The sequence below is a fragment of the Prosthecobacter sp. genome, from assembly GCF_014879935.1.
GTDB lineage: Bacteria > Verrucomicrobiota > Verrucomicrobiia > Verrucomicrobiales > Verrucomicrobiaceae > Prosthecobacter.
In genome coordinates this window covers 1-18,437 of sequence record NZ_JACSRD010000072.1, presented here as the reverse complement: position 1 = coordinate 18,437, position 18,437 = coordinate 1, and the positions used below count along the sequence as shown (strand labels likewise).

The 18,437-nt window shown below is 60.2% G+C and carries 17 protein-coding genes; 8 read left to right on the top strand and 9 right to left on the bottom strand.

What is annotated here, in order from left to right; translation table 11 throughout:
* Positions 1 to 21: 21 nt before the first annotated feature.
* Complete coding sequence (gene dnaB / locus IAE77_RS03315; protein ID WP_294221782.1) at positions 22 to 1,533, top strand: replicative DNA helicase; 1,512 nt, start codon at positions 22 to 24, stop codon at positions 1,531 to 1,533.
* On the opposite strand, the gene mscL is transcribed toward dnaB, so the two are convergent.
* The 6 genes from mscL to IAE77_RS03285 all read right to left on the bottom strand — a co-directional run bounded on the left by mscL (position 1,534) and on the right by IAE77_RS03285 (position 9,813).
* Positions 1,534 to 2,022, bottom strand: a complete 489-nt coding sequence (gene mscL, locus IAE77_RS03310) for a large conductance mechanosensitive channel protein MscL (RefSeq protein ID WP_294221779.1) — start codon at positions 2,020 to 2,022, stop codon at positions 1,534 to 1,536.
* Between the two features lie 84 nt (positions 2,023 to 2,106).
* Positions 2,107 to 3,951 (bottom strand): acyl-CoA dehydrogenase family protein, encoded by a 1,845-nt coding sequence (locus IAE77_RS03305; RefSeq protein ID WP_294221776.1) that lies wholly within the window; start codon positions 3,949 to 3,951, stop codon positions 2,107 to 2,109.
* Positions 3,952 to 3,975: 24 nt separating this feature from the next.
* Positions 3,976 to 6,018, bottom strand: a complete 2,043-nt coding sequence (locus tag IAE77_RS03300) for a 3-hydroxyacyl-CoA dehydrogenase NAD-binding domain-containing protein (protein WP_294221773.1) — start codon at positions 6,016 to 6,018, stop codon at positions 3,976 to 3,978.
* Positions 6,019 to 6,044: 26 nt separating this feature from the next.
* A complete protein-coding gene (locus IAE77_RS03295) occupies positions 6,045 to 7,316 on the bottom strand; it encodes a thiolase family protein (RefSeq protein ID WP_294221769.1) in 1,272 nt (423 codons plus the stop codon).
* A 6-nt stretch (positions 7,317 to 7,322) separates the two neighbouring features.
* Complete coding sequence (locus IAE77_RS03290) at positions 7,323 to 8,825, bottom strand: AMP-binding protein (RefSeq protein ID WP_294221766.1); 1,503 nt, start codon at positions 8,823 to 8,825, stop codon at positions 7,323 to 7,325.
* Positions 8,779 to 9,813: a patatin-like phospholipase family protein gene (locus IAE77_RS03285; protein ID WP_294221763.1), complete on the bottom strand. Its 1,035-nt coding sequence runs from the start codon at positions 9,811 to 9,813 to the stop codon at positions 8,779 to 8,781. Before IAE77_RS03285 ends, IAE77_RS03290 begins: the two co-directional genes overlap by 47 nt.
* Before the next feature lie 109 nt (positions 9,814 to 9,922).
* On the opposite strand from IAE77_RS03285, the gene IAE77_RS03280 reads away from it, so the two are divergent.
* The 3 genes from IAE77_RS03280 to IAE77_RS03270 are packed head-to-tail and all read left to right on the top strand — an operon-like array spanning position 9,923 to position 11,218.
* A complete protein-coding gene (locus tag IAE77_RS03280; protein WP_294221760.1) occupies positions 9,923 to 10,174 on the top strand; it encodes a hypothetical protein in 252 nt (83 codons plus the stop codon).
* Positions 10,171 to 10,632, top strand: coding sequence for a periplasmic heavy metal sensor (locus IAE77_RS03275; RefSeq protein ID WP_294221757.1), 462 nt, complete (start codon positions 10,171 to 10,173; stop codon positions 10,630 to 10,632). The genes IAE77_RS03280 and IAE77_RS03275 overlap by 4 nt, the downstream gene beginning before the upstream one ends.
* Complete coding sequence (locus tag IAE77_RS03270; RefSeq protein WP_294221754.1) at positions 10,607 to 11,218, top strand: RNA polymerase sigma factor; 612 nt, start codon at positions 10,607 to 10,609, stop codon at positions 11,216 to 11,218. The genes IAE77_RS03275 and IAE77_RS03270 overlap by 26 nt, the downstream gene beginning before the upstream one ends.
* 6 nt (positions 11,219 to 11,224) lie before the next feature.
* Here the strand turns inward: IAE77_RS03270 and IAE77_RS03265 are convergent, their stop codons facing one another.
* The gene (locus tag IAE77_RS03265; RefSeq protein ID WP_294221750.1) at positions 11,225 to 13,501 is read right to left on the bottom strand and encodes a solute carrier family 23 protein; all 2,277 of its coding nucleotides are present in this window, start codon (positions 13,499 to 13,501) and stop codon (positions 11,225 to 11,227) included.
* Between the two features lie 171 nt (positions 13,502 to 13,672).
* On the opposite strand from IAE77_RS03265, the gene pelA reads away from it, so the two are divergent.
* Positions 13,673 to 14,899, top strand: a complete 1,227-nt coding sequence (pelA, locus tag IAE77_RS03260) for a pectate lyase (RefSeq protein WP_294221746.1) — start codon at positions 13,673 to 13,675, stop codon at positions 14,897 to 14,899.
* Positions 14,900 to 14,975: 76 nt separating this feature from the next.
* Here pelA and IAE77_RS03255 read toward each other — a convergent pair whose 3' ends face one another.
* Positions 14,976 to 15,434, bottom strand: a complete 459-nt coding sequence (locus tag IAE77_RS03255; protein WP_294221742.1) for an FHA domain-containing protein — start codon at positions 15,432 to 15,434, stop codon at positions 14,976 to 14,978.
* Positions 15,435 to 15,452: 18 nt separating this feature from the next.
* Positions 15,453 to 16,076: a sigma-70 family RNA polymerase sigma factor gene (locus IAE77_RS03250; RefSeq protein WP_294221739.1), complete on the bottom strand. Its 624-nt coding sequence runs from the start codon at positions 16,074 to 16,076 to the stop codon at positions 15,453 to 15,455.
* A 147-nt stretch (positions 16,077 to 16,223) separates the two neighbouring features.
* On the opposite strand from IAE77_RS03250, the gene IAE77_RS03245 reads away from it, so the two are divergent.
* The 3 genes from IAE77_RS03245 (at position 16,224) to IAE77_RS03235 (ending at position 18,332) form a co-directional block, all read left to right on the top strand.
* Entirely contained in the window at positions 16,224 to 17,174 is a 951-nt protein-coding gene (locus IAE77_RS03245) for a hypothetical protein (protein WP_294221736.1), read from the top strand.
* A 105-nt stretch (positions 17,175 to 17,279) separates the two neighbouring features.
* Positions 17,280 to 17,501, top strand: a complete 222-nt coding sequence (locus tag IAE77_RS03240) for a hypothetical protein (RefSeq protein ID WP_294221732.1) — start codon at positions 17,280 to 17,282, stop codon at positions 17,499 to 17,501.
* 288 nt (positions 17,502 to 17,789) lie between these two features.
* Entirely contained in the window at positions 17,790 to 18,332 is a 543-nt protein-coding gene (locus tag IAE77_RS03235) for a hypothetical protein (protein WP_294221729.1), read from the top strand.
* The last annotated feature ends 105 nt before the right edge of the window (positions 18,333 to 18,437 follow it).

The window sequence follows — 18,437 nt, the reverse complement described above, 5'->3', positions numbered from 1 at the left end:
TGCCATTCTGGCCGCCCTTTTATGGCAGAAATCACATCTCCCAGCGCCGCAGCCGCCGCCCCTCCGGAAGGTGCTGCCGCGCCTGCGAAAGCCCGGGAAAATTTCAAAAAGCGCAACGAGATCCCCAGCGCCGAGGAACTGCTCGCCTCCTTCAACCGCGCCCTGCCCTTCAGTGACGAGGCTGAGAAAGGCGTGCTGTCCTGCCTGCTCCAGGACCCCGTCGAGCGTCTGAGCGAATGCCGCGTGAACCTCCCGGCGCTCGCCTTTTACCATGAGGCGAACCGCACCATCTACGAGAAGCTGCTGGAGTGTTACGACAAGAACCTTCCTGTCGATCCAGTCACGCTCACCCATGCGCTGCGTGACCAGAACCTGCTCGACAAAGTGGGCGGCGCGGCGGCGATCTCCGAGTTGTTCGCCTTCGTTCCCATCACGGCGCATTTTCCGTTCTATAAGAAGATCGTTCTCGACAAGCACATCCTGCGCGAGCTCATCCACGCCAGCTCGCTCAACATCCATCATGCCTATGAGCATGGGAAGGAGCAGATGGATGAGAACCTCGACACACTCATCGACCACGCGGAGCAGCGCATCCTCGCCGTGCGCGAGTCGTCGGGTGCGAAGGAAGGCATCAAGTCGCTCTCCACGCACGTCATGGATGCGATCGACAGCATCCAATACATGCTGGAGCATCCCGGACAGCTTCGTGGTTTGTCCACCGGCTACTCAAAGCTCGACAGCATGAGTTCCGGCCTGCAGGGCGGCGAAATGTTCGTCATCGCCGCCCGTCCTTCGATGGGAAAGACCTCGCTCGCGATGAACATCGTCGAACACATCGCCGTGGACTGCAATTCACCCTGCGTTGTGTTCTCCCTCGAAATGAGCGCCACGATGCTCGTCCGTCGTCTTCTCGTCTCACGTGCCCGGCTCAGCATGCAGGATCTGTCACGCGGCCTGCTCTCACGGGCGCAGCAGGACGCGCTGGCCAAAGCCACCCGTGATCTTCAGAAGGCGCAGATCTTCATCGATGAGACGCCCGGCCTCGACATCATGGAGATGCGCGCCAAGTCCCGACGGCTGAAAAAACAGCACAACATCCAGATGATCATGATCGACTACCTGCAGCTCGTCACCAGCGGCAGCCGTCGTGCGAAGGACAACCGCCAGATCGAGATCGCTGAAATCTCCGCCGGCATCAAAGGCATCGCCAAAGAACTGAACGTGCCCGTGATCGTGCTCGCCCAGCTCAATCGTGCGGTCGAATCCCGCAAAGGCCAGCGTCCGGTGCTCTCCGACCTGCGTGAATCCGGCTCCATCGAGCAGGACGCCGACATGGTCGGCCTCCTCACCCGCGCCGACTACGCTGGAGCGAAGATGGAAGTCGAGGACGAGGAAGCCGAAGAGAAGAAACGCGGCGAGGCGCTGCTCATCCTGGCGAAGAACCGCAACGGCCCCACCGACGACGTGCCGTTGCGCTTCATCGACCACGCCATGCGTTTCGTCGAACGCGCCGAGGAGGCCGAGTCGCCGTGATCAGCCCTGTTTTTTGAGCAGATCGCGGATCTCCGTCAGCAGAACCACATCCGCAGGCGGAGGAGGCGGCGGAGCCGCAGCCTCCTGCTTCTTCATCATCGACATCAGCTTGTTCATCGGCTTGATGATCACAAAGAACACGACCGCAGCGGTGATCAAAAAGCTGATCACCGCGCCAATGATGCCACCAAGATCAAGTTCGATCACCTTCTTCACCGTTTCCATCACCGGCTGGCCGTTTTCCATCACCGGTTTGCCATCCGCACCCAGTTTTGCCACCTGCACCGCCGTCTCACGCAGAGGGATGCCCAGCTTTGGATTCGGACCACTGCCAATCAGCGCCAGCAGCGGCTCCACGATGCCTTTGGTGAATGCGGTCACGATCCCGGTGAAGGCGGCACCGATGATGACACCGGTGGACAACTCGATGACGTTGCCCTTGAGGATGAACTGCTTGAACTCGTTGAGCATGGCGATGGCTTTGGTCATGACAGGGAAGGATCGTTTAGGAATGAGGGACCGGCATTCTCAGCCGGTCCCTCATTTACAACAGCCAGCACCTTCCGCGCCAGTTCAAACTTCCTGCGCCACTTTCCAGCTCTCCACGTCCAGCCCCTCACGCAGCCGGGCAAAGCTCGACGCGACACGCTCGCGCGTCACTTTGCCGAAGAACCGCACCAGACGCACGAGCTTCGCGATTTCCGCGTCAGATATCGTCAAGTCAGCGATCCGGCTCTGCGCGTGCGCCAGGGCACAGCTCCACACAAACAGCTCCGCGCCCACGTCCACGAAATGGCCAAGCAACACCTGCCGCTTCTCCAATTTCGGACCATTCAGCGCCATCGCGAGAAACAAATCCCGCGCCAGTTTGCGGCTGAGCCGCGCCACAGCGTCCAGATCGCCCTGCAATTCGGGATGCAGTGAGTTCTTGGCATGACCGGCTCCGGTCGGCAGCCACTTTTTCGGATACCAGAGCGCGTAGAACCGTGCCGAACGCATCGCGGCCCTCGCACGCACCTTCCACGACAGCGTCGTGTTCACTGCCTCGGCGCCCAGCTTCAAATGCGGCTCCAGCGCCTCCCGGGCTATGAACAGCCGCATGATCTCGCTGCTGCCTTCGAAGATCGTGTTGATGCGCGAGTCGCGGAACAGACGCTCCACAGGCTCCGGGGTCTCACCACGAGCTTTCAGCGACTGCACGGTCTCAAAACCGCGGCCTCCACGCATCTGCATCGTGTCATCCATGATCCGCCAGGACTTCTCGCTGCCCCAAAGCTTGCCGATCGCCGCTTCAAGCCGCACATCCGCATGCTTGTCCTTGTCCACCAGCGCCGACACATAACGCACCACGCTCTCCATCGCGAAGGTGTCGGCGGCCATGCGGCTCAGTTTGTCCGCGACCGCCGCGTGACGGCCGATCGGCTGGCCCCATTGCTCACGTGAACGCGCCCAGCGCGTGCTGATGTCGAGGCAGCGCTTCGACAAACCGGTGCAGGCGGCTGGAAGCGTGATGCGACCGGTGTTGAGCGTGGTCAGGGCCACTTTGAGCCCGCGTCCGACACCGCCGATCACGTTTGCCACCGGCACACGCACATTTTCGAAACGAATGACGCCGTTATAGAGTGCCTTCAGCCCCATGAAGCGGCAGCGGTGCATGATCTCGACGCCCGGCCAGTTCGTTTCGACGATGAAGGCGGTCGTGGCATGCGGCTTCTCAGGCGTGGGCGTTTTCGCCATCACCACGATCAGACCGGCCTTCGTGCCGTTCGTGCACCAGAGCTTATCACCGTTCAGGATGAAGTGCTCGCCATCGGCTTCGAGCTTTGCTTCGGTTTTCATCCGCGCCGGATCGGAACCGACATCGGTTTCAGTCAAAGCGAAGGCGCTGATCTCGCCTTTGGCGCAACGCGGCAGGTATTTCGCCTTCTGCTCCTCTGTGCCGAACAGAATCAGCGGCTGCGGAGCCCCGATGGATTGATGCGCGGACAACAACGCGGCCAGATTGCCGCAGCGGCTGCCCAACAGCATCGCCGCACGTGAGTAATTCGTCTGCGACAGCCCGAGTCCGCCATACTTCACCGGGATCTTGATGCCGAAAGCACCGATCTTCGCCAGTTCCTCAAGCAGCACGTCCGGAACCTCGCCTGAGGCGTCGATCTCATCAGGATCGGCATGCTTGTCGAGCACGTCTTCGAGACGATGCAGAAAGGCGTCTCCCTGATCCCGATCCTCGACGCTTTGCTTGGTGAACGGCAGCAGCGTGCCAAAGTCCGGCTCGCCGAAAAAAATGCCTGCGGCCAGGCCCGTGTTGCGTCGCTCATCACGAGCGGCTTCCGCCATCTCCAGGGCGGCGCGTTGCCCCGCGTTCATGCGGGACGTGTCGATCAGTGTCTTGGTTTCTTCGAGTGTTGGGTTCATGGCTTGGGTCCTCCATTCGATGGTTCAGTAATCAATGATGCCCGTGTCCCGGGCGAAAGTGACCGGGCCGCCACGAAAAGGCGGGTAACCGGTGCCGAGTACCATCGCGAGGTCGATGTCGTCGGCGCTGCGGACGATGCCCTCTTTGAGGCAACGCATCGCCTCCTGGCTCAGCAGCAGGGCCAGATTCGTGCGGATGCTCTCATGATTCGGCAGGTCAAAGTGGCCATCCTCCAGCACTTCCTTGCCGTCTTTGTAGCGATAGAAGCCCTGGCCGGTCTTTTTGCCGAGATGTCCCGCCTGCACGAGTTTGTCGAGCGCGTTGGACCTCGGAAAACGATCAGGGAAGGCCGTGGCGAGCGTGTCAGCCACATGCACGGCCACATCGAGTCCGATCTCATCCAGCAGCCGCATCGGTCCCATCGGCATGCCGAACTCGAGCATCGCCTCGTCGATGTCCTTCACCGGGATGCCCTTTTCATGCAGCCTCACGGCCTCCATGAGATACGGCACCAGGATGCGGTTCACCAGGAAGCCAGGGCTGTCTTTGACGACGACCGGCGTCTTCCCGATCTTCTGCACAAAGCTCACCGCCGTGGCGAGCACGTCAGGCGCCGTCTCCGGCAGCACGATGATCTCCACCAGCGGCATGCGATGCACCGGATTGAAAAAGTGCAGCCCGATCACGCGCTCCGGATGCGGCACGGTCCGCGCCAGTTCGGCGACGGAAAGCGCGCTCGTGTTCGTGGCGAGAATCGTGTCATCCGCCACGCGTGAGGCCAGATCCGCGAAGATCTTCTTCTTCAGATCCATGCTTTCCATGGCAGCCTCGATCACGAGATGATGGCGGGTGAGTGGCACCGGCGTGTGCGTGGTGCTGATGCGGTCCAGCGTGTCCCTGCCCTGCACCCTGGACACCAGCCTGCGGCGCGTGGCTTCTGAAACGAGGCCATGAACACGTTCCAGTCCACGCGCGAGGCTGTCGTTGGTGACGTCGGTCATCAAGACACGGACGCCACGCGAAGCGAGTGTGTGCGCGATGCCAGATCCCATCACGCCCGCGCCGACCACCACCGCATCGTGGATCGGAATGGCCGTTCCCGCGGCCGCCGGGCGTTTGCTGGCTTCTTCGCGCTTGAAGAAAAGATCGATGAGCCGGGGAGACTCGGCTCCCTTGATGAGTTCGGCGACGGCTTCGCGTTCAAGTCGCAATCCGTCCTCGATTTCACCCCTCACGGCATGGGTGACGACATCCACCGCCTTCGTGATGGATGGATAAAGCCCACGCGTCCGCGCCTGAACCTTGCGTTTCGCCATGCGGTCGATCAGCAACGGTAAACCAAACAGGTTTTCGGGCATGAAACGAGCTTTCGGCCGTTTTCCGCGAGCCAGGCGACGTGCGAGTGTTTCGAGATGCTCCTTGGGCACGACGTGATGAACGAGTCCCGCCTTCTTCGCCGCGATTGCATTCAAAAGCTTGCCGCTGGTGATGAGTTCGAGCGCCTTTCGCACTCCAATCAATCGCGGCAGACGTGTCGAGCCGCCCCACGCTGGCAGAATGCCGAGCTGCGTCTCCGGCAGGCCGATCTTGGTCGATTCGTGGTCGCTGGCGATGCGCCAGTCACAAGCGAGCGCCACCTCGAAGCCGCCACCCATGCAAGCGCCGTGAATGGCGGCGATCTTCAAGACGTGAAGCCGCGACAAACGATCGAAAACTGCCTGCCCGAGCCAGATGAGATCATTCACTCGCCCAGGCGGCATGCTGCGAATGCCTTTGAGATCGGCGCCAGCGACAAAGATGCGATCCTTCGCACTGCGAATCACCAGCGCCTTCACGCGCGTGTCGTGTTCGAGCGATTCGAGGTTGTGATTGAACTCGCGCAACGTCTCCTCGTTCCAGACGTTGGCGGAGGCCTTCGGCGAATCAAACGTGAGCCACGCGATGCCATCATGGTCCACTTCAAGCCTGAAGTGTTTTGCCGGCAATGGGTGGCCGTGAACAATCGATTCAAGAATGTGGGGCGGGTCGTGGATGACCGAGGGCCGGTGGGTGAGCAGCGTTTTCATGGCGTTGGATGGTTGGGGGTTCTAAATCAGAGCGCTTCGATGCAGGCGGCCATTCCCTGGCCGCCGCCGACGCAGAGGCTGACCACGGCACGTCTTGCATCTGTGGCGTGAAGCTGGTTGAGCGCGGTCTGCACGAGACGGGCACCACTCGCACCGACCGGGTGGCCCAGGGCGATGGCACCGCCGCAAACGTTCACTTTGGCAGGATCGAGCTCGCCCAGCGGCGCTTCCAGCCCCGAACGGCGGGCACAGGCCGCGTCGCTGACACATTTCATCACGGCGAGCACCTGGGCGGCGAAGGCTTCGTTGATCTCGACCACGTCGGCGTCTTCCAGCTTCCATCCGCCGCGATGCAACGCTGCATCCATCGCCCGCACCGGGCCCAGGCCCATGCGCATCGGATCACAGCCGGTGGCCGCATAGCTGACGAGGCGACCGAGCGGCTTCCAGTTGTGCGCCGCGGCCGCCTCTTCCGTCGCCACCAGCAGCGCGACCGCACCATCGGTGATCTGGGAGGAATTGCCCGCTGTCACACTGCCCGTGAGTGGATCGAAGATGGGCTTCAGTTTCGCCAGCTTTTCCAGGCTGGAGTCAGGACGGATGCCGTTGTCGCTGGAAACGACCTTTTTCCCGAGCACGGGCGCGATTTCCTGACCCAGGAGGTGGTTCGACTGCGTGGCACGAAGATGCGAACGCATGGCAAAGGCGTCCTGAGCCTCGCGGCTGATGCCGAACTCGCGTGCGAGCAGTTCCGCCGTCTGGCCCATGTTCAGACTCGAAACCGGATCGGTCAGCCCCAGCTTCAAGCCGATGACAGGCGCGAAATCAGCCGGCCGGAAGTGCAACGCGGCCATCGCACGGCCTTTGATGTCGCGTGCGCGGCTCATCGCGGTGAATTTTTCCACCGCAGGCTTGGAGAAGTAGAGCGGCATGTTGCTCATGCTTTCCGTGCCACCCACGATGAATACCTCCCCCTGCCCCGCGCACATCTTGGCATGTGCGAGCGTGATCGCCTCCAGCCCGGAGGCGCAATTCCGATGAACGGTCATCGCGGGTTTCGATTCCGGCAGCCCAGCACGCAACGCGATGACACGGGTGATGTTCATCGCCTCCGGCGGCTGGCCGACACAGCCAAAGATCGTCTCATCCACCAACATGGGATCGATTCCCGTGCGTGTGAGCAGCGAAGACACGGCATGGCGGCCGAGATCGACCGCGTCGAGATGAGCGAGGTCGCTGCCGGCGCGCGCAAATGGAGTGCGCACAGCGGAAACAATGACAAGCGAGGGCGTTTTCATGGCAGTTCAGGAGCTGAGCGCCACAGACGATGCGGCGGCGGTTTTCGGACGATGATCGACGAGTTTTTCCTCCTTCAGCAGGAGGCCGACGCCGAGCTGCTCACGCATCTCGGCCAGCGGGTGGAAGTGGAGCGCGTTCGGCGTGATCTCAGTAGCTTCATGGAAGCGACGAGTGACAGCGAGTTTCAGGTCGCTCTCACGCACGCCTGGCTCAGCGGTCAGATGAAGATGCACTTCGTCCGTGTCCAGCGGATCGTCATGGCGCTTCCGCAGCTCGATCTGCCAGGCGACGATGCCTTTCTGGTCATCCAGCAGGTGTTCGAGGAGATTGAAGTTAACCAGCGTGCCCTTGAGCTTGTCCATGTACAGCTCGCGCACCTCACTGACCCGTGAGATCGGTCCGAGCAGACGCTGGCATGTGCGGCCGCAGTTCGGGCATTTCTCCCAACTGAGTCCGCCTTCCGCGATGTCGCCGGTGCGATAGCGCATGACCACGGTGCCGCGCGAATCAAGTGGGGTGAAGACGACTTCACCCGGTTCGCCATCGGGCACCACCTTTCCGGTCTTCGGATCGATGAGTTCGACGATGCCGAGGTCCGGACTGAGGTGATAACCAGTGCTCGCAGCCTCCGATGAATCACCGACGCATTCTGGAAACGCCATCTTCGCTTCGGTGAAGCCATAAACGGCCATCACATGGACGCCAGGGCTGCCAAGTTGAGCCGCAAGGTCACGCAGCCTTGCGCGCAGGCCTTCCGCGGCTTTTTCACCACCGATGACGATGCGTTTCAGGTTCGGCCAGCATTTCTTCTGCTCCACCGCCTCCAGCATGAGGTGGTACATGAACGTGGGCATGCCGATGATGATGTCGGGCTGGATCTTGTCGATCAGCTTGATGTTTCCCTCGGTTCCCATCGTCTTCCCACCGCCGCTGCTGACCATGAAGGTGCCGAAGCCGAGTCCCGCATGATGCGTCTGCCAGAAGGCCAGATGTGGAGCATACGGGAAGAGGTTCACATGACGGAAATCATGCTGCGACCGCCCGCCAAGCATGATGCGCTCGCCGGTAAGATCCAGATTCTTCAGATCATGCTTCGTGTAGAGGAACGGCACCGGCTCTGCACTGCGTCCGGTGGTGCTGGTGAGCAGAACGGGACGAAACTCCGCCTCGGCAGCCGCTTTGGCGGCAGATCGCCCGTGAAGCAGTGCGGTGAAGATCATTCCAGGATCACGCCGCAGGGCCGCTTCATCGGGAATGAGCACAAACTCGCGCTGCTGTTCACGAGGAACGGCGAGATCGCTTTTCGAGGTGAACGGAACGCGGCTCCAGTCATCCAGGGTCCGGATGTCGCCCGGTTCGATGTCGTGTTCGGCGAACACGCGGCGGTAATGCGCGCTGAAGGGCAGCACGCGTGAACTCAGGTAGTCGCGCAGGCGCGCGGCCTGCCAGCGCCGCCAGGTCTCATGCGGCGCGGAGTTCCAGTTCGGAGTGGGATGGAGCAATTTCATGGCTGATTGACTCCTTCATGGGTGGTTGGGGATGCAGCAGTTCTCGAATGGCCGGAAGGGCCGCACGCGCGGCATCACGGCCCGCCTGCAGATACTGCTCGAAATTCTCGTAGTCGTGCCACGTCGAGCGCGCAAAGCGCGGGTGGATCACGACATCTGCCACAGCTTCCTCCTTGTTGATGAGGCGGAGCTGCGCGGCCATCAAGGCACGGCGGAAGGTGTCCAGCACATTGCCACGAGCCAGGAGGTTCACTTTCCGCCAGAATGAGCGGAACAATCGTGCCAGCGCATTCCGTGTGTCCTGGTCTCCGGTGTCGAAGGTGCTGTCGTGGTTGGCTTCAAAATCCTCCGAGGCCGGCATGACATTGACCGCGATGATGGCGTCCAGATGCAGGCGCTTCTTCAGCAGCGTGACCGGCAGCGGCTCCGAGGCACCACCATCGGTGTAGCGCCTGCCATTGAGATGAACCGGGGCGCAGATGGCCGGAATCGCCGAGCTGGCATGCACCGCATGCGATACGGGCCCGGAATCAAAGACGTGCGGCAGAAGATTATCGAGATCGGTGGCGATGATGATGAGCGTCTTGTCGAGATCAGCAAAGGTCTTGCCGCCGACATCGCGTTCGAGGTGCTGGCGCAGCCTGTCGCCACGGATGAGGCCTGCGGAGGGCGGGATGTTGAAGTCGAGCAGCGCTTTCAAGGTGGCGCGGTCCTTGATCTCACGCGCACGTTCCTCCAAAGCGGAGGCACTCAATCCGGCGGCCCACAAGGCGCCGACGTAGGCGCCCATGCTGCAGCCGGCGATGGCGGTGATCGGGATGCCCTCCTCCTCCAGCACTTGAATCACACCGGCATGCGCCAGGCCACGCGCGCCACCGCTGGAAAGCACCAAGCCGATGCGCGGGACACGTCCTCCCCCTGAGCCGTGCCGGGCGCTTTCCTCGGCGCGGTTCCATCCCTGACTGGGTGGATGGAGGCTGGCGTTCATGGCCGTGTGGGTTCTGCAATGATATAGACCTGTGAGACAAAAATAGTTTCAAAAAAGGTGTCAGAATGTGCTTACAATCTGACCGATGAATGACACTGATCTCGATCGCATGCTCAAGCGTATCCCTGGTGCGGACGCCTTCGCGTGTCCGCCATCCTTCGAGAGCGAAGTGATGGCGCGGGTGCGCGTGGATGATGGCCGCGCCCGGCGCTGGCGCTGGTTGTTGCGCTGGCTGCTTGTCACCGCGGCCATTTCCGCGGTGCTCACCGCCAGCGCGGTCGGCTGGTCATTGGCGAGACAGGACACGACCCACACCACACCACCCGCGATGAACCTTTTCCGCGAGGGGGAGGCACGATGACTCTGCGCGGCAGGCTGCTGGTGACGGCGATGGTGTTTTCCGTGCTGCTGGCGGGCACGACGGCCTGGCTGGTGACGGACTGGACGCTGCATCGCCATGGTGAGGGCCATGCGCATGAGCACGGCGACGCGGATTTTCACGGCTGGATGCACGAGCACCTCGACATCACCCCGGAGCAGCATGAGAAGCTGGAGCCGATCGAGGCGGAGTTTGAGGCGCAACGTGTCCGTTTGAAGACCACGATCCGCGACGCAGGCCTCGAAGTGGCCGCCACCATCAGCGAGGACCAGGTGGACGACGCCCGCCTGAAGTCTGCCCTGGAGCGACTCAACAAGGCCCAGGGTGAACTTCAACGCCTGACGCTGGATCACTTCTTTGCCATGAAACGCTACCTGCGTCCCGCGCAGGCCAGCAAACTGGTGGAATGGACCCATGACAGCATTGCCCGCGAACCTTGACCTGCCGCTGACGGACACCGAGACCGTGCCGCACGATAACGCGGAACGGCAGAAGATCCGTGCCGCCCAGGGCGGCGACATGGCCGCCTTTGAATGGCTGGTGCGCCAGCATGAGGAGCGTTTGTTCGGCTTCTGCTGCCGATGGCTGCGCTGCGTCGAAGACGCACGGGAAGTCTGTCAGGATGCCTTTGTCCGCGCGTGGCAGGCGCTGCCAGAGTTTGAAAACCGCGCCAAATTTTCGACGTGGCTCTACCAGATCGCCCTCAACCTCTGTCGTGACCGCGCCAAAACCCGCTCCTCACGCCAGCAGGAACACACCATCGCCTTGGAAGAAATCGAAAAGACGCCGCTTTGCCCGCAGAACACACCGGTGGAAAATGCCGAACTGCAGAGCGAGTTGAAGAAGCTGGAGCTCGGCCTCTCACTTCTGCCGGAGAAGCTGCGCGCCGCCTTGATCCTCACCACCATGGAAGGTCTGAGCCAGGAGGAATGCGCGCTGGTGCTGAACTGTTCAGTTCGCGGCGTTGAAGGCCGCGTTTATCGCGCCAGACAGATGCTGATGGCCTGGTGGGATGAGAACAAGTGAGCTGCCTCACGCCACGGCCACCATCGGCACACCCAGCTTGTCCACACTGGACTCCGCCGTCTGGAAGAAGCTTACAGCGCCGCTGGTGACATCGTAGAGAGCGCCGACGATGGCGATCTTGCCTTCCTCGGCCAGCTTGTTCAGCGCTGCGCTGCGCTGGCGGATGGTCTTGATCGTGCGGATGACATTGAGGCGGGAGATTTCGTTGGTGTAGGCGTCTTTTTCGCCAGGAGCCCACGCTTCGGTTTTTTTCAGCGTGGCGGGATTGATGGCCTGCTGGATTTCTGTGACCAAACCATCGAGATTGCCACAAGGCGTCGCTTCGCTGGCCTTCTTCGCCGCGGCGAGCAAATCTACAGCCGCATTCACGGCACCGCAGCTCGTGTGGCCGAGCACGACGACGAGCTTCGCGCCCACCACGGCGCAGGCGTATTCCAAACTGCCCAGAAGCTCCGTGGTGGCGATGTTCCCGGCCACACGGGCGCTGAAAATGTCGCCGAGGCCAAGGTCAAAGACCACTTCCGCGGGTGCGCGTGAGTCGATGCAGCCGAGCACAGCCGCCATGGGGAACTGTCCGTTGCATGTGGCGCTGATCTGGCGGCTGAAGTCGCGCTGGATGCGCTCGCCGGCGAGGAAGCGCTGATTGCCCGCCTGGAGGATTTCGAGCACGCCCTGGGGGCTGAGCCCGCTCTGTACCTCGCGGCTCGTGTAATCGACGAACTGCACGTGATCCTCGCTGATGTTGTGATCCTTCAGCCCCAGGAATCCAAGTTCCACGCCACGGGCCGCTGCCGTGGTGTCCCGGAAATCCGAGAGCAAATCACGGATGTCAGGATCGATGTAGTCCGTGTTGCGCGCGTCGATGATCACCCGGCCGCCCCGAGGCACGTCATAGAGCGTCTTTTCGAGCACCGCACGGTTCAGGAAGCTCACCTGGTTCGCCAGCTCGATTCGCAGCACGTCACCGGAGGTGTGCTTTTCCATCACGCGACGCAGCGGTCGGCGCAGATTGCTGTGCAGAATGAACAGGATGCTCATCCCCAGGCCGATGAGCACACCCGTGAGCAGATCGGTCAGCACGATCGCCGCGATGGTGATGACAAACGGCAGGAACTGGTGCCTGCCCTCGCTCCACATCTCCTTGAAGAGTTTCGGGCTGGCCAGCTTGAAGCCGGTGACGATCAAAATGGCTGCCAGGGCGGAGAGCGGAATCTCATTCAGCCAGTGTGGCACCGTCATGACGCACACGATGAGCAGGACGCCGTGCAGGATGGCGCTGAGCTTCGATTTGCCGCCCGCGTTGATGTTCACAGACGAGCGAATGATGACGCTCGTCATCGGCAGGCCGCCGATCAGGCCCGCGATCAGGTTGCCCGTGCCTTGCGCCACCAGTTCACGGTTCGGTGGTGACTGGCGCTGATCGGGATCGATCTTGTCCACAGCCTCGAGATTGAGCAGCGTCTCCAGCGTGGCCACGAGTGCCACCGTGATCGCGGCTTTGAAGACGAGCGGATTGCCGAAGTGCTCCACCCCCGGGAACTGCAAAAAGCCCAGGAATGCCTTGAAGTCACCCGCCACCGGCACCTGCACGAGGTGCGATGCCTTCACCTCCCAGGCATGCCCCATCTTTCGCAGCAACAGATTGATGGCCACGCCGAACAGCACCACGACCAGAGCGGATGGCACGGGCAGCTTTTTCAGAACCTTCATCTTGTCCCAAACCAGCAGCAGCAGGACTGAGGCGATCCCGATCAACGCCGCGCCAGGCAGCACATCCGAAAGCGTCGCCAGCAGTTCGGTGAAGGTGTTTTCATGGTCCGGCTGCTCAAAGCTCATCTCGCCTTCGGCGTCCGCGTCATGGCCGAACACATGCGGAATCTGCTTCAGGATCAAAATGAGCCCGATCGCTGCCAGCAGCCCCTTGATGACACTCATCGGAAAGAATGCGGCGATGAATCCCAGCCTGAAAGTGCCCATCAGGATTTGAATCACACCTGCCATCACCACCGCCGCCAGAAATGCCTCGAAGCTGCCCAGCACGGCGATTTGCGCCGCCACGATCGCCGTGAGACCGGCTGCAGGGCCGCTCACGCTTTTGTGCGAGCCGCTCAGGATGCCCACCACAATCCCACCAACGATCCCAGAGATCAGTCCAGAGAACAGTGGCGCATTCGATGCCAGCGCGATTCCGAGGCACAGCGGTAACGCCACCAGGAACACCGCGATGCTGGCGGTGATGTCCTTTGGCAAGGTGACTGAAAGGGTCTGCTGGTTATTGCTCATAACTAAAGCCTCGTGCCGGCCCACCGGTTTGACGATTCCGCTCTTTCAAAGGCTCACTTCGATAAAAGCGAACTGTTCTCGGGCCCCTCCTCGGCTTCCACCCGTTAATCCTCTGTGGCAACCGGCTTGTGTTTGGAAGCCTCAGGCAGTTCAATCCGCCTATTGCCCACCATGCGACTCCTCCTCTTCTCCCTTTGCCCTCTGCTCTTCGCTCAGGCCGCCGAAAAGCCCTTCACGATGCTCACCGACGAGCTCCTCGCGAAGCTCCCCGAAGCCCAGCGAGCTGAATGGACCGCCTACATCGCCAAATCGCGTGCCTTTGCCGAAACCGAGCACCGCATCCTCGATGAAGAACGCACCAAGGCCGAGGCGAAGCCCGCGCCGCACAATCGCGCCGAGTTTGAGCACGCTAGCGACACGCCTGCCGAGTGGTTCGCCAGCGCGGAGAATCAGAAGCTCGCCGAGATCGTCATCAGCTACCAGACACCCACCGGTGGATGGTCAAAGGCGGTCGATTACACGAAAGGCCCGCGCCAGCCCGGCACACACTGGACCGCACAAACAGGCGACGCCTGGCACTACTGCGGCACCTTTGACAACCGCACCACGACCGAGCAGATCAAATTCCTCGCCGGTGTCTTCACCGCCACGAAGCGCGACGATGTGAAGGCCGCGCTGATGAAGGGCCTCGACTACGTTTTCGCCGCGCAGTATCCAAATGGCGGCTGGCCGCAAAACTACCCCGTCGAGCGCGGCTACCACGAGGCCATCACGCTCAATGACGACGCCATGGTGCACATCCTCGAGGTGCTGCACGACCTCGCCGAGGGCGACAACCACTTCGCCTTCGCTGATGACGCACTGGAGCAGCGTGCGCGTGCAGCCTTCGACAAAGGCATCGCCAACTTCGCCGCCATGCAGGTCCGCATCGACGGCCAGCCCACCGTCTGGTGTGCGCAGCATCATCCGCTCACGCTCGAGCCCGTCAAAGCCCGCGCCAAAGAGCCGCCGTCCCTCAGCGGCGGCGAATCCGCGAACCTCGTGAAGTTCCTCATGCGCAGCGGCCCCCTCACGCCCGAGGTCGTCGCCATGATCGAGTCCGCGCTGAAGTGGTTCGATGCCCACCGCCTCACCGGCCTGCGCAAAACGAAGAACGACAAGGGCAAGACCGACTACATCGCCGACCCCGCCTCCACCGACGTGCTCTGGGCCCGCTTCTACGACCTCCAAACAGCCAAACCCATCTTCGCCGGTGCCGACGACGGCATCGTGTATCACACCTTCCAAGAAATGGCCGCCAAAAACAAAGTCGCCTACGACTTCTTCAGCACCAGCCCCGCCGAACTCCTCGGCAAGGAGCTCCCGCGATGGAGAAAGCGGCTGGAGAAGGGGAAGTGAGACGAGAGTTCGTCACGCGGAAACACCCTGTATTCATTAAGATTGAAGAGGTGATAGACACTTGCCACTCGATCAATCACTCACCACCCTTGAAAAAAAGAAATGTGATGTCTCCAGCGTGGATCAAGTCACCATCACGAAGCAGATGGCTATCAATCAGAGATTCATCTTCGTTCACTCTCGTGCCATTTGTTGATCCTAAGTCCGTAAGCTCAAAATCATCGTTCACTTTGTCGATTCTGAAATGCCGGCGGCTCAGAGAGCTGCCCGACGAAATGACCACCTGACAATCTTCGCCACGTCCCACAGTGATCGCCTCTTCTAGTGAAACTGAATACAATGGTTCGGATTCTCCCATGGCAAACAGCAGAGCGGGCTCATGTGGTGTAACAGGCAAGCGCCGGAGCATGGACGCGGCAACAGCCATCCGGGCACGCAACCGGCTCAGGTCTGGCGAGGGTTGAAACACTGTGGAGGCTACCGCAGCCACATCCTTGTCATCTGGCAGTGAGTCGGTATTGGAAATTAGATTCATGGGGGTATTCCTTTTGTTTTATGAATCGAAATCATCATCACCATTTTCGAGTCGGACGATAAGCCCCTGCAATCGTGTCATGATCCGGTGTTTAATCTGATAGATGGCATTTTCCTTGAGGCCGAATTTCTTGGCAACCTCGGCAATCGGCACTCCCTCCAATGCTACAGCACGAAAAACAGCAACGGACTCGGCATTAGTCCTTCGATCAGCCAACACTTGCCGTAACGCCTCTTCCAACAGACTCTGCCGCCAGTCCCGTTCGACGTTTTCATCAACAGCAGAGTGATTGAATGCAGCCATGCTTAGCTTTGCCGATTCTTCTCCTGCTGGATCATCCAGGGAGACCATTCTCTCTTGAAGGCAACGCCGACGTGCCTCTTTCACCTTGTAGGCCACAATCGTCATCAACCAATTCCGAAAGCGTCCCCGCTCTGCATGGTAATCGAAAGAGGTGAGCTTTCGCATGATGACCATGACAGACTCCTGCAGAACATCCATGCAAGCGTGTTCATCACATCCCTGGCGTCGCGCAAACCCCAACAGCACCCCGCCGTAAACTCGGTAAAACCGATCCCATGCGGCTTCGTTGCCGGTTAGTTTGAGGCCCTCGACCAGGCTGAGACGTGTTGTTTGTGACATGGGTGAGCAGGTAGATCGAAGTATTGGCAGGCATGGGAGCTTGGCGCATCTGATTTTTAGGCCGTCGCATAAGAACAAGGGGGCATGGGCCAATAAAGGCGAACTGCGAAGCATCCGCCTTTGCAGGAACATACTCATCACACACTCATGAAATCAACATACCTGCGCTCGTTTATCCTGCTCACCGCATTGCTGTTGGCAGCCACACCTGGCACCCAAGCCAAAACACCACCGAAAGTTCTCAACTGCGTCTTCGGCCTCTTCACTGAGGAAAAGGACGGCATCAACTTCACTCCGGCCACGGAGGTCCCACTCATTCCCGGGCAATTGTTTGGTTGGGTAATGAAGGTCGAGACCGAGACAGACATTGAGACCTTCCCTGTCATTGAAAAGCAGGTCTTGCCGGAAGCTCCGAATGAGTGGCCGGACCCACAAGAACAGGACATTACCATCTCTGAGGATGGCAAGAGCTGCGTGCGTCGCTTCATGGCTGAGCCTGATGAAGAGGGTGTCATCATGAGCGTGTGGGTGGTCGCTGAAGGCGATCCAGAGGGCGTCGGTCACTTTCACTTACAGGTGGCGGAAAATGAAGGTATTCACCTTCTCTTCGCGCTGGTGGATGGCTCAAAGGCACCACCAAAGAATGCCAACGAGAGTGGTTCTTATGTTCCCCCGCAGCTTACGAGTCAGCACGCAGCTTTCTTAGCGCTCGCCAAACAATCCTGCAGCTACCTGGCAGAGCTGGAGATGGCTCTACAGTTCACGCAAATGCGGATCAAAGCAGCAGAAAAGGATGGTGATGAAGCCGACTTGGCAAAGTCTCGCCAGCATTTGCAGACTTTGAAGGGGGAGCATGAAAACGTGAAAGCCGCCTCCATTCTGCTGCAGTCGGCCACCAAGGAAGTGGAACAAGCCATTCAGCGTCGCAAAGCCGTGAGGAAGAGCGCGGCGGAAACAGACTCCCCAGCATCCACAGAGCCTCCAAAGAAAAAGCCCGCCGTGGCCCCACCTGCACGAAGCCCCAATTCTGCCCCGCGAGATCGCGGCAGCCAGCAGATGCAGGCGTGCTTTTCCGAAAAAATTTCTGCCTTTGCATAAGAACCCACACCGAAGCGCCAAGACTCCCTGTCACCAGACGACCAAGCCGAAGACACCGTCACTCAAACAGCCATCCTCAATCAAACTCTCCATACGAACCACCCTATGAAAACAACGAAGCCCAACTCCACTCCCGCAGCCCTGCTCGTCGTGCTTACCCTGCTCGGCGTTACCTTGGGAAGCGTCGCCTACTCACAGACCAAACTGCCAGAGCCTTGCAAGGGTTACCGCAAGTGCAGCTCATGCAGTTGCAGCACCTACCGCTTTGTCCCGAATACCAACTGGACCTGCTACTGCGGCCACGGCTTCGGAAGTCATGGAAACTGACCCAAGCCCACGACCTAACCCAACAGCATTCAAAAAGCACACACTCGGATTTACGATGAAACTCAGACTTACTCCATCGACCCTTCTCGCCGCGCTTCTGCTAGCGGGCTTAATCGTCGGCGGCACACTCGTTTATGCCGGACCTCGTCTGCCTGAACCCTGCCGCTGGAATGGATGTACGGGTTCAGTCTTCTGCAAATGCAAAAACTACCACGGGCAGATCGGTGATCCCTGTCACAACTGCGGGCATAGCATCTTCAAACACTGGTAACGCGAACTCCTTCACCCATGAAAACACACCACCTTATCACCATCATCATATTCTCATTCAAGGCATGGGCTTCGGCTCAGTCCGTGAACTACAACAGCATCGCTGACACTTTGGAGAGAAGCGCAGCCACTCGAGAAGAAACCTTCCAACGGGGACTCACCGGGCAAGGTGGAGGCACGGTGATTGCAGGCATGGGCATCGAATCGGCGCGCATGGCAGCGGCCGCTTTCCGTGAGGGACGTCCGTTCCGTCCTGAGCCCGCTTTATCAATCCAGGATCTCCTGGCTGCCCAATCAGCTCAGTCACGCCCACCTACACCGCAGGAGCGTCTGATGGCGATTCAGATGGAGATGCAACGTGGGCAGGGCATCATCGCCACCTTGAACCAGCTCCAGCAGTTTTGGCAGGGGCAGTTGGTGTTCTCCAAGCAGGTCCAGCAGCCCGTGATGGTCATGGAGGCCCAGGCCGCCATTCGGGAATGTGCAGGCCAGATCAGGCAATGCCAAGCTGAGATGAAAAGGCTCCAGGGCCTCGCTCATGCGATCCAAACCGGAAGATGAAGCCTCTCTCTCACTCAAGACCATGAAAACACATCACCTAGGCAGTGTTTTAAAACCTCTTGAGCGGCTGCATCCAATCGATGACAGCGGCGAAAGCGAGCAGTG

Bases quoted from the DNA above. Each gene is read 5' to 3' on its own strand.
- dnaB (WP_294221782.1), top strand. From the start codon at position 22: ATGGCAGAAATCACATCTCCCAGCGCCGCAGCCGCCGCCCCTCCGGAA.
- mscL (WP_294221779.1), bottom strand. From the start codon at position 2,022: ATGACCAAAGCCATCGCCATGCTCAACGAGTTCAAGCAGTTCATCCTC.
- IAE77_RS03305 (WP_294221776.1), bottom strand. From the start codon at position 3,951: ATGAACCCAACACTCGAAGAAACCAAGACACTGATCGACACGTCCCGC.
- IAE77_RS03300 (WP_294221773.1), bottom strand. From the start codon at position 6,018: ATGAAAACGCTGCTCACCCACCGGCCCTCGGTCATCCACGACCCGCCC.
- IAE77_RS03295 (WP_294221769.1), bottom strand. From the start codon at position 7,316: ATGAAAACGCCCTCGCTTGTCATTGTTTCCGCTGTGCGCACTCCATTT.
- IAE77_RS03290 (WP_294221766.1), bottom strand. From the start codon at position 8,825: ATGAAATTGCTCCATCCCACTCCGAACTGGAACTCCGCGCCGCATGAG.
- IAE77_RS03285 (WP_294221763.1), bottom strand. From the start codon at position 9,813: ATGAACGCCAGCCTCCATCCACCCAGTCAGGGATGGAACCGCGCCGAG.
- IAE77_RS03280 (WP_294221760.1), top strand. From the start codon at position 9,923: ATGCTCAAGCGTATCCCTGGTGCGGACGCCTTCGCGTGTCCGCCATCC.
- IAE77_RS03275 (WP_294221757.1), top strand. From the start codon at position 10,171: ATGACTCTGCGCGGCAGGCTGCTGGTGACGGCGATGGTGTTTTCCGTG.
- IAE77_RS03270 (WP_294221754.1), top strand. From the start codon at position 10,607: ATGACAGCATTGCCCGCGAACCTTGACCTGCCGCTGACGGACACCGAG.
- IAE77_RS03265 (WP_294221750.1), bottom strand. From the start codon at position 13,501: ATGAGCAATAACCAGCAGACCCTTTCAGTCACCTTGCCAAAGGACATC.
- pelA (WP_294221746.1), top strand. From the start codon at position 13,673: ATGCGACTCCTCCTCTTCTCCCTTTGCCCTCTGCTCTTCGCTCAGGCC.
- IAE77_RS03255 (WP_294221742.1), bottom strand. From the start codon at position 15,434: ATGAATCTAATTTCCAATACCGACTCACTGCCAGATGACAAGGATGTG.
- IAE77_RS03250 (WP_294221739.1), bottom strand. From the start codon at position 16,076: ATGTCACAAACAACACGTCTCAGCCTGGTCGAGGGCCTCAAACTAACC.
- IAE77_RS03245 (WP_294221736.1), top strand. From the start codon at position 16,224: ATGAAATCAACATACCTGCGCTCGTTTATCCTGCTCACCGCATTGCTG.
- IAE77_RS03240 (WP_294221732.1), top strand. From the start codon at position 17,280: ATGAAAACAACGAAGCCCAACTCCACTCCCGCAGCCCTGCTCGTCGTG.
- IAE77_RS03235 (WP_294221729.1), top strand. From the start codon at position 17,790: ATGAAAACACACCACCTTATCACCATCATCATATTCTCATTCAAGGCA.